This window comes from Candidatus Electronema sp. JM (genome assembly GCF_048287415.1).
Lineage (GTDB): Bacteria > Desulfobacterota > Desulfobulbia > Desulfobulbales > Desulfobulbaceae > Electronema.
On record NZ_JBLWEN010000036.1, the window covers coordinates 1 to 9,037 of the forward strand.

Below are 9,037 nucleotides of genomic sequence, written 5' to 3' on the forward strand. Positions count from 1 at the left end.
AGGATGATCTTGAACAGTCAGATGTTCATCTGAATCCTGTCAGGAAGAAAAATTCAAAAAGAAAATACGAAGCATTCATAGGAGATGGAATTAAATCCATCCGAAAGCGCATCGAATCAGCATTCAGTGTCATTACCCAAAGATTTCCAGCACATATTCATGCTGTCACCTCGCATGGTTTTGAATTGAAGGTTTTTCTTTTTATCTTGGCTTACGGTATTGAAAAAACAATTTTATAGGTCACAACTTGGGTTGAATTTTAAGCGTCACGGCGAGGTCGGGCCGCCCTCATCCTCTTCCCCGCTCTGCGCTGACTGCCGCTGCTTCCGCGCCGAGCGGTCCTCGTCAATCTGCTGCAGCCCTTCCATCAGCAGCTTCATGAAATAGCCGATTTCCGGCACGTCAAAATCCTCTTTCGGCAGGCCGGGATTGAACTTGAAGCGACCCTTCTTTTCCCGCAGTATTCTGAAAAACGCTTCCTTGCCCTTTTGTCCGGCATACGATGCCTTGATCAACGCGCCTTGCCGGAGCGAGAAACGGGCCGTGCCTTTCGCCACCTCGGTGATGGTGAGGATGCCGGTTTTACCGTTGGTGTGCAGGGTTTGGAACAAGGCTTCGGGCGGAATCTCCTCCAGCCTGCCGATCATGCCGGAGGCGTAATCGTCAAAGCGGATTTTGTTGGAGCGGCTCAGGCGCTGGGCCATCAGCTTGGTGAAATAGCGCTGCATGGCCGGATAGCGGTCCAGCACCCGCTGGAAATGGCCGTGATGGACGCTGAGAATTTTGCAGTCCGCCGCCGCCTGCACCGTCGCGCCGATGTTCTCGTCGCAGATCAGGCTCATCTCCCCGAAAATCTCGCCCTGCTCCAAGGTGGAGATGGAAATGCCAGTGTCGTTGAGAATGTTCACCTTGCCCTCAGCGACGATGTAGAGCTTGCTGCCCGCCTCACCTTGACGGATGATGATGTCGTCTTTCTTGAACGCCTCCAGCTCGGCGTTGCGCAGCAGTTCGGCCAAACTCTCGTGGCTGATGATCTGAAAGAAGGGGAAGCGGCCAAGCTCTTCCAGCAATGCGGCGATTTCCTTGTTGCTGTTGAGCAAGGCTTCCTGCTCCGGTCCGGTTTTTCTGTTCTTGAGATGCTCAAGCCGGAGGGAGCCGATGCAGCCGCTGCAGGAAATCAGGCAGTCCGGAATTTGATCCGCCCGCTCATATTTGATGATGATCTTGACGAAGTCGCCGTAAAGAATCTCGCAGTTCTCCCGGCTCTGGTTGGCGTGCACCGCCGCGCTGCTGACAAAGGAGCTGTCGCCGTTGGTGCGCATCATCACCGCCACGCCGGAAACAGTGAACGAGTCGCCGTACTGAAATTTCGGACAGTTCAGGGTCTCGCAGACCCGAAAGATAACCCGTGGAACACCCATTGCCTGCTGAAGCCGTCCTGCCCTGCGTTCTGAAAATGAGGTGAAAAATCATGCCGGATAGTCTATATATGACCAGAAACTTGCCCAGTCCGCAACGTTTTTGTCAAGAATCCCTGCTTTCTTTCCTCCAGCAGCCAGAGCAGTGCTATGCGAACTTGTTGAAGCCGGACTTCCAGCTTGCCAACGCCCGCAGCAGTGTCATGGCTATGACACGATTTCAAGCAGCATCATCTGGGCCATTGCGATCAGGGAGCTGCCACAGCTGCGCGAGGACGTGGCGGCTTTGCTGACGCAGCAGACAGAGTGAATCGTTGCACCGTTTTTCCATGCTTGGTTCTCCGCCGCCCGCAGACACCCTCTGCCGGAGACACCATAGTGAGTCCAGCAGAGACACTGCGGTGTCTCTTTTTGCCTCCTTGGCGGGAGAGGCTGATTGCTGTTTACTGCGGCGGCCTGCTCAGGTAAATTGAGGCAGGTGGAAGCAAAGCATTGCAGAGGAGAAACGTCATGCTCAAGTGGATCATCGACAACAAGGACTGGCTCTTCGACGGGGTGCTGGTGGCCGTGCCTTTGGCAATCATCGGCTGGATTTGCGCGAAACAGGGCGAGGGCGCGAACAACATCGGCTCTCATAATACTGCTGGCGGGAATCAGACCATCACCATTGACAGCTCTGTGCATCAAACGCACTCCGGCAGCGGTGATAATGCAGGCAAGGATAAAACCACCAAGGTGTGAACGGCATGTTTGATAAGAATGTGAGCATCGGTTCCAATAACCGTGCGGGCAGAGATCAGATTATCAACATTTACACCAGCTCCTTGGACTGTCAGAAGCTGACGCATAAGCTGGCAGAGCAAGAACGCGAGCGGGAAAGGCTGGTGCAGCGCATCAGCAAATATCCTGATGATGAAGACTTTCAGCAGGAACTGCGCGACTGCAACAAGAGGCTTGCGGAGACACGGAAAGAGATTGAGGACTTCAAGAAGAACGTCTTCCGGCTGCATGAGCAGTTCACCCGGATTCCCATTGACAATGAGCGGCTGCGGCAAGCCAAGGCGCACTTTGACCGGGGCGAGTTCCGGGAGGCGGATGCCGTGCTCAAGGCTGAGGCGATTCAGCAGGACGTGGAGCGGCTGAAGCTGGAGGAGAAGACGGCAGCGGACAGGCTGGCGGCGGTGCGCAGTGATCTGGAGAAGCGGGCCAATGAGTTCCTGCTCAAGGCGCAGCTTTCCCAGATCAATCCAGTGGCAGAGGGTGAGGACAGGTTCAAGCGGACAGAGCAGTGGTTCGAGCAGGCCCTTGCTGCGGCACGGACAGCAGAGGTTCTGCACGAGTACGCGCACTTTCTTTATAAACAGAATGCGTTCCGCAGGGCCGCGCCGCTCTGGCAGGAAGCCCTTAGGCACTATCGCGGACTGGCGGCAAAGGAGCCGGACGCTTTCCTGCCAGACGTGGCCATGACCCTGAACAATCTGGGTCTCCTGCACAGTGACACCAAGGACTACGGCCCTGCCTTGGCGGAATATGAGGAGGCCCTCAAGCTCTATCGCGGACTGGCGGCAAAGGAGCCGAATGCTTTCCTGCCGTATGTGGCCTTGACCCTGAACAATCTGGCTAACCTGCACAAGGCAACCGGCAACTACGGCCCTGCCTTGGCGGAATATGAGGAGAGCCTCAAGATCATGCGCGGACTGGCGGCAAAGGAGCCGAATGCTTTCCTGCCGTATGTGGCCTTGACCCTGAACAATCTGGCTATCCTGCACAAAGATACCGGCAACTACGGCCCTGCCTTGGCGGGATATGAGGAAGCACTTAAACTCTATCGCCGACTGGCGGCAAAAGAGCCGGACGCTTTCCTGCCAGACGTGGCCATGGCCCTGAATAATCTTGGTATCCTGCACAGTGCTGCCAAGGACTACGGCCCTGCCTTGGCGGAATATGAGGAGGCCCTCAAGCTCTGTCGCGGACTGGCGGCAAAGGAGCCGGACGCTTTCCTGCCAGACGTGGCTGCCACCCTGAACAATCTTGGTATCCTGCACAGTGCTGCCAAGGACTACGGCCCTGCCTTGGCGGAATATGAGGAAGCACTTAAACTCTATCGCGGACTGGCGGCAAAGGAGCCGGGGGCTTTCCTGCCAAACGTGGCCATGACCCTGAACAATCTGGGTCTCCTGCACAAAGATACCAAGAACTACGGCCCTGCCTTGGCGGAATATGAGGAGGCCCTCAAGCTCTATCGCGGACTGGCGGCAAAGGAGCCGGACGCTTTTCTGCTAAACGTGGCTGCCATCCTGAACAATCTGGCTGCTCTGCACTATGCAACCAAGGACTACGGCCCCGCCTTGGCGGAATTTGAGGAAGCCCTCAAGATCAGGCGCGGACTGGCGGCAAAGGAGCCGGGGGCATTCAGCCAAGATTTGGCGGAGACACTGCTTAACCTGAGCATCTTTTACCTTGAGGACGTGCCTGACAAAGGCAAGTCTGTGGCCTATGCGCAGGAGGCGCGGGATATCCTCAAGCCGCTCATCAAGCAGGCCCCGCATCTGCAAGGCCTGCTTGATTATGCCAACCGTCTGCTGGACGGCCAATAAGGGCAAATCCTTGCAGGGCGGTTCGTGAACCGCCTTTGCGCCTGCCGTCGAGAGCGGCCTTGTCGCGCCGGTTATATGCACCCCGGAAGAACTGGCATCAGCCCCACACATTCACTTTGTTTGCAGAACAATAAAGGAACACCATGCACATCAACACCTACGATCTGAACACCCTCAGCACGGCGGACAAGGCCAAAATCCTGCGCCGTTCTGAATTGGACATTGAGAGCTTTCAGGAGACCGTGCGGCCTATCATCAAGGCGGTGCAGGAGCGCGGCGACCAGGCCATCGTCGAGTTCTGCGCCAAGTTTGACAAGGTGACGCTCGACCCGGCAGCCATTCAGGTGACAGAGGCGGAGTTCGAGCGGGCCGAGCGCAATCTGGAGCCGGAGATCAAGGCGGTGATTGAGCGGGCGGCAGTCAACATCCGCAAGTTCCATCAGGCCCAGATGCCGGAGGAGATGTGGTTCACTGAGATCAGCGAGGGCATCCTTGCGGGCGAGAAGATCACGCCGATCACCTCGGTGGGCCTGTATGTGCCGCGCGGCAAAGGCTCCTTCCCCTCGGTCATGCTCATGCTCGGCATTCCGGCGGTGATTGCGGGCGTGCCGGAGATCGTCATCTGCACGCCGCCCACGCCCGAAGGCACGGTTGACGATGCCTCGCTCTTCACGGCCAAGGTCTGCGGCATCAAGACGGTGTACAAGGTCGGCGGGGCGCAGGCCATTGCCGCTTTGGCTTTCGGCACCGAGACGGTGAAGAAGGCGGACAAGGTGATCGGGCCGGGCAACGCTTATGTGTCGGCGGCCAAGCGGCTGCTCTATGGCCGCATTGACGTGGGCACGCCCGCTGGCCCCAGCGAGTCCATCATCCTCTGCGATGAGCAGGCTGACCCGCGCATTGCCGCTCTTGATCTGCTGATTGAGGCCGAGCACGGCCCGGATTCCACCGCGCTGTTAGTCACGCACGCACGCGAGCTGGCGGACAAGGTGAAGGCATTGCTGCCGGATTTGATTGCTGATCTGCCAGAGAAGCGGCGGGAGTTCTGCACCGCCGTGCTGGGCAACTACGGCGGCATTGTGCTCACGAAAGACTTGGCGGAGTCCATCGCCTTTGTCAACGACTTCGCCCCGGAGCATCTGGAGGTGCTGACTGCCGAGCCGATGCTGGCCTTGCAGCAGATACGCAATGCCGGAGAAATCCTGCTCGGCCAGAATACGCCGATCTCCATCGGCAACTACGCGCTGGGCGTGAACGCCATCCTGCCGACCGGCGGCTTTGCCCGCACCTTCTCCTGCGTGACTGTGTTTGATTTCCTCAAACGCTCGTCCATTGGCTACATGTCCAAGCAGGGCTACGACAGCCTGAAGGACGTGGCGCAGACTTTTGCGGAGTATGAAGGCTTTCCGTCACATGCTAATGCGATTAAGAAACGGTGAGAGGGGGACTGAGGCTGAGGCAGGGCGGGCTTGCCACGTCAGCTTCCGCGTGGGCAAACGATAAGGCCGTTTGCCCATCCTACTCGCTGCACAGTGGGCCGAACCACGCTTGCAGCAGCTTGTGATGGAGATTATGCGGGAGATGTGAAATGCGTGTTTGGCCCGGCTGTCATGCACAGCAGGGCGGGCAAGCACTCTCTGCTTGCCCACCAATTATGTCGGCTTCCATGCGGGCTACTGCTTCCTTTCCGTTAACTCACATTCTTCTGGCAGGATAAATGCAGCAGAAAGGAAAAGCAGTCCCACGCCAATCAAGCCCTTTTTGAGAAGAGTTGTCAGCTTGATCAGTCCGCTTTTAATTGAGTGTTGATACGTTGTCATGATTCCCCCTCCGGAAATAACGTTAAAAAGTAGGTAGCCCGGCTGTCTCCACGATGGAGACCCGCAGCTTTCCGACATCACCTCGCGGTGATTGTGGCTTTATCAACTTTCACGATCAACTCTGCTGGTTATACGCAGAGACCGGAAAGCAGGATATACACAGTATGATCTTTTTATGCAAGAACTATGCCAGGTTCTTTGCATCCATGAACAATGGATTGGTATGACGTTGAAAAAAACTGCTTGTTTTTAATGAGAATCTTTCCCATATTCGATAATTGGATATTTTTTACTCACATCGGGTGTAAAATTGGATATTTTTTACTCATGCGGCATCTATAGTTCAACGAACTGGCCTTGTGGCCGCTTTCCTTGCGCTCAAGCAAACCTGCCTGGCTCGTCATCTCCCGCCCTCCCTGTTCCTCCTGGAAAAACATCGAGCGTGCTTATTGGAAAACCATTCTCGATGTCATAGCACGACCATACTCGATGTCGTCCTGCGAGATCGCTCGAGGTATTTTCCGAGATCGAGAATGGTCTTAGTGCGAGATCGAGCGAGGTTTCCCGACGGCATCGCTCGATGTTTTTTATCGAGCACGAGCGTGCTTTTTTCTGCTGCCGATCATGCGGCGGCAGGAGAAAAGTGTTGACAGGGGAACAAACTCGTCTTATGCTGGGCTGGAGCAGCATTCATTCCGTCATCTCAAACAGTTGAATCAGGAGGCAGGATATGACACCAATACAATGGCAGCCCGCAGTCAACGCGCTCACAACGCCCAGCTCGTATAAGATGGTCTTCCTGCCGAGAAATGTGGTGAACACCCCGGAGCTGGCCGCCCGCATAGCTGCGGAGCTGCCCAGCTACAGTGCCGAAGAGCTGCGCACCATCCTGACCACCCGCAACAAAATTGTCCGCCAGAGCTTGATCAACGGCGAGCAGGTGACAGAAGAGAACAATTTCACCTACACGCTCTCCTTCACCGCGCGGCTGGAGAGCGCAGACGACGCGCCGCCGCCTGTTGACCAATGCCTGCAAGTGCGCGTCCATGCCTCGCCGCCCTTTGTCGCCGAAGTCCGTCATGCCGCCCAGCTCGAACGCTTGTCGCGGGAAAAGAAACTGCCTCTGATCAACACGGCTGAGGACACGCTGCTCAAGTTAAGCAACGTGCTTAACCCGGACGGCGTGCTGCGGCTCACTGGCGAAGACCTCGCGTTTGATGTGGAAAATGGCACAGGCGAATGCGTGATCGAAGGCACGCAGAGCGGACGGCTTGTGCAGAGCCGCGTGAACTTGGTCTCCAACACCGCGATCATGCTCATGCCGGAGATTCCGGTGCAAAGCCACCCGTGGAACAACGAATATACTATCGCCGTCACCACCCGCTACACCCCGCACGGCACGCCGCGCACCGGCATGTATGAACGGATGCTGCGCACGCCCCTGAGCAATTTCGGGCATCCGCATCCGCCGGAAACCGGCATTCTCACCGGCAGTGCGGCGACTGCTTATGTCACACAGCCACGGGCGGCAGTCTGAGCGCGGACACCCGCCTGCGCATTCAGGTTATTCAGGATATCCAAGGCGAACGGCTGCTGTTCTCCTTGCTGGACATGAAGGAAGGCGGCGCGGCAGGCAGCGAGGTGGTCGTGACCCGGAACGGCCAATACACCCTGCCCGGCTTCAGCGGCGCGGCCCTGACTTCCTTGGCAATCACGGTGAACAACTATGCCGGTCTCTGGGATATGGTGCGGAATACCTACAGCGGCAGGCTGGTGGATGTGCTGGAGGTGAAGATGGCGTAAGGGTCAAGCAGGGCTTTCCGTCTTTTTTCTTGTCTTGCTTCCCGTCGTTGTATGGTGTAGCTTGTATCTTTTCTGGCGGAAAGGCCGGAACACGGCACATTAGTTCACCATTCGGGAGGGCGACTTTGCCATGAACAGGGGCAATTATAGGGGAAATCAGCAGTTCTTGTCTTCAGCAGCGCGTGTTCGCCTGTTCGCTGCGGCGGTCATTCTGCTGCTGGCTCCGTCGGTTCGTGCGGAAAACCTGTTTGTCTCGCCAAACATTGACATTCCTGTCAGGCGAGGAGCAGGAGAGCAGTACAAGATCATCAAGATGGTGCGGATTCATGACAAGACCGAGCTGCTGGAAGAGAAGAACGGCTGGCTCAAAGTGCGCTTTCAGGACGGCGAGGACGGCTGGCTGCCGAAATCGCTGCTGACTTCAGTCGTGCCGACCGGCGAGGATGTGAAGAAACTACGGACGGAAAATGAGCAGCTTCAGCGGAAGAACAATGAGCTGGCACTGGAGCTGAACGGCTTGAAAGAACATCAGGACGGCGAAGGCGACAAGCTCTCCGCCTGTATTGCCGAGCAGGATAAAATCAAGGCGGAACGCCGGGCTTCAGAAGACACCGGCAAAGTGATCTGGTTTCTCTCCGGCGGCGGTGTGCTGCTGGCAGGCTGGCTGCTGGGCAGGCTGTCGCACAGCCCGCAGCGGCGCAAAAGCGGTCTCCGCTAAGGTATATATGCAATGGGATTGATACGCTCCACAACCATTCTGGCGGTCCGGCACAAGGGCGAGGTGGTCATGGCCGGAGACGGCCAAGTTTCCCTCGGCCAGACCGTGATCAAACACAATGCCCGCAAGGTGCGCAGGCTGCATCATGACCGGGTGATCACCGGCTTTGCTGGTTCAACCGCCGATGCCTTCACCCTTTTTGACCGCTTGGAGCACAAGCTGGAGCAGTTCAACGGCAATCTCCTCCGCTCGGCGGTGGAGCTGGCCAAGGACTGGCGCACCGACAAAATGCTCCGCCGCCTTGAGGCGATGATGATCGCTGTGGACAGCAAATATTCGTTGCTCCTGTCTGGCAGCGGCGATGTGATCGAATCTGACGACGGCATTTTGGCCATAGGCAGCGGCGGCTCCTATGCGCAAGCCGCTGCTGCCGCCTTGGTCGCTCATTCCGAGCTGGACGCGGAAAACATCGCTCGTGAAGCGATGAAGATTGCTGCTGCTATCTGCATTTACACCAATCCAAACTTGGTGGTGGAAAAAATGCAGGCCGCGCCTCAAGTATAACCCAAGTTGTGACCTATAACATTGTTTTTTCAATACCGTAAGCCAAGATAAAAAGAAAAACCTTCAATTCAAAACCATGCGAGGTGACAGCATGAATATGTGCTGGAAATCTTTGGG

At 56.6% G+C, this 9,037-nt stretch carries 10 protein-coding genes, 1 pseudogene and 1 riboswitch; of the genes and pseudogenes, 9 read left to right on the plus strand and 2 right to left on the minus strand.

Annotation, left to right across the window (positions count from 1 at the left end; translation table 11 throughout):
• Positions 1–239 (plus strand): annotated as a pseudogene (locus ACNKH6_RS07555) (IS982 family transposase); the annotation flags it as partial.
• Between the two features lie 27 nt (positions 240–266).
• On the opposite strand, the gene ACNKH6_RS07560 reads toward ACNKH6_RS07555, so the two are convergent.
• Positions 267–1,421, minus strand: coding sequence for a cyclic nucleotide-binding domain-containing protein (locus ACNKH6_RS07560; RefSeq protein WP_417914945.1), 1,155 nt, complete (start codon positions 1,419–1,421; stop codon positions 267–269).
• Between the two features lie 142 nt (positions 1,422–1,563).
• Between ACNKH6_RS07560 and ACNKH6_RS07565 the strand changes: the two genes are divergently transcribed.
• From ACNKH6_RS07565 to hisD, 4 genes are all read left to right on the plus strand, one after another.
• Complete coding sequence (locus ACNKH6_RS07565) at positions 1,564–1,728, plus strand: hypothetical protein (protein WP_417914946.1); 165 nt, start codon at positions 1,564–1,566, stop codon at positions 1,726–1,728.
• 200 nt (positions 1,729–1,928) lie between these two features.
• Positions 1,929–2,159, plus strand: coding sequence for a hypothetical protein (locus ACNKH6_RS07570; RefSeq protein ID WP_417914947.1), 231 nt, complete (start codon positions 1,929–1,931; stop codon positions 2,157–2,159).
• A gap of 5 nt (positions 2,160–2,164) precedes the next feature.
• The gene (locus ACNKH6_RS07575; RefSeq protein ID WP_417914948.1) at positions 2,165–4,015 is read left to right on the plus strand and encodes a tetratricopeptide repeat protein; all 1,851 of its coding nucleotides are present in this window, start codon (positions 2,165–2,167) and stop codon (positions 4,013–4,015) included.
• Positions 4,016–4,158: 143 nt separating this feature from the next.
• On the plus strand, positions 4,159–5,454 hold the full coding sequence (hisD, locus tag ACNKH6_RS07580; RefSeq protein ID WP_417914949.1) for a histidinol dehydrogenase: 1,296 nt from the start codon (positions 4,159–4,161) through the stop codon (positions 5,452–5,454).
• A 234-nt stretch (positions 5,455–5,688) separates the two neighbouring features.
• On the opposite strand, the gene ACNKH6_RS07585 is transcribed toward hisD, so the two are convergent.
• Positions 5,689–5,835, minus strand: a complete 147-nt coding sequence (locus ACNKH6_RS07585; RefSeq protein WP_417914950.1) for a hypothetical protein — start codon at positions 5,833–5,835, stop codon at positions 5,689–5,691.
• 29 nt (positions 5,836–5,864) lie between these two features.
• Positions 5,865–5,943, minus strand: a riboswitch (cyclic di-GMP riboswitch).
• Positions 5,944–6,565: 622 nt separating this feature from the next.
• Between ACNKH6_RS07585 and ACNKH6_RS07590 the strand changes: the two genes are divergently transcribed.
• The 4 genes from ACNKH6_RS07590 (at position 6,566) to hslV (ending at position 8,920) form a co-directional block, all read left to right on the plus strand.
• Positions 6,566–7,372 carry a hypothetical protein gene (locus tag ACNKH6_RS07590; protein ID WP_417914951.1) on the plus strand — a complete coding sequence of 269 codons (807 nt, stop codon included), beginning with the start codon at positions 6,566–6,568 and terminating at the stop codon, positions 7,370–7,372.
• 65 nt (positions 7,373–7,437) lie between these two features.
• Entirely contained in the window at positions 7,438–7,638 is a 201-nt protein-coding gene (locus ACNKH6_RS07595) for a hypothetical protein (protein ID WP_417914952.1), read from the plus strand.
• Positions 7,639–7,768: 130 nt separating this feature from the next.
• Entirely contained in the window at positions 7,769–8,356 is a 588-nt protein-coding gene (locus ACNKH6_RS07600; protein WP_417914953.1) for a TIGR04211 family SH3 domain-containing protein, read from the plus strand.
• Between the two features lie 12 nt (positions 8,357–8,368).
• A complete protein-coding gene (hslV, locus tag ACNKH6_RS07605) occupies positions 8,369–8,920 on the plus strand; it encodes an ATP-dependent protease subunit HslV (protein WP_417914954.1) in 552 nt (183 codons plus the stop codon).
• Positions 8,921–9,037 lie beyond the last annotated feature (117 nt).

Excerpts from the sequence above, each read along its gene's own strand:
- hslV (WP_417914954.1), top strand. The coding sequence starts at position 8,369 with ATGGGATTGATACGCTCCACAACCATTCTGGCGGTCCGGCACAAGGGC.
- ACNKH6_RS07590 (WP_417914951.1), top strand. The coding sequence starts at position 6,566 with ATGACACCAATACAATGGCAGCCCGCAGTCAACGCGCTCACAACGCCC.
- ACNKH6_RS07585 (WP_417914950.1), bottom strand. The coding sequence starts at position 5,835 with ATGACAACGTATCAACACTCAATTAAAAGCGGACTGATCAAGCTGACA.
- ACNKH6_RS07570 (WP_417914947.1), top strand. The coding sequence starts at position 1,929 with ATGCTCAAGTGGATCATCGACAACAAGGACTGGCTCTTCGACGGGGTG.
- ACNKH6_RS07575 (WP_417914948.1), top strand. The coding sequence starts at position 2,165 with ATGTTTGATAAGAATGTGAGCATCGGTTCCAATAACCGTGCGGGCAGA.
- hisD (WP_417914949.1), top strand. The coding sequence starts at position 4,159 with ATGCACATCAACACCTACGATCTGAACACCCTCAGCACGGCGGACAAG.
- ACNKH6_RS07560 (WP_417914945.1), bottom strand. The coding sequence starts at position 1,421 with ATGGGTGTTCCACGGGTTATCTTTCGGGTCTGCGAGACCCTGAACTGT.
- ACNKH6_RS07600 (WP_417914953.1), top strand. The coding sequence starts at position 7,769 with ATGAACAGGGGCAATTATAGGGGAAATCAGCAGTTCTTGTCTTCAGCA.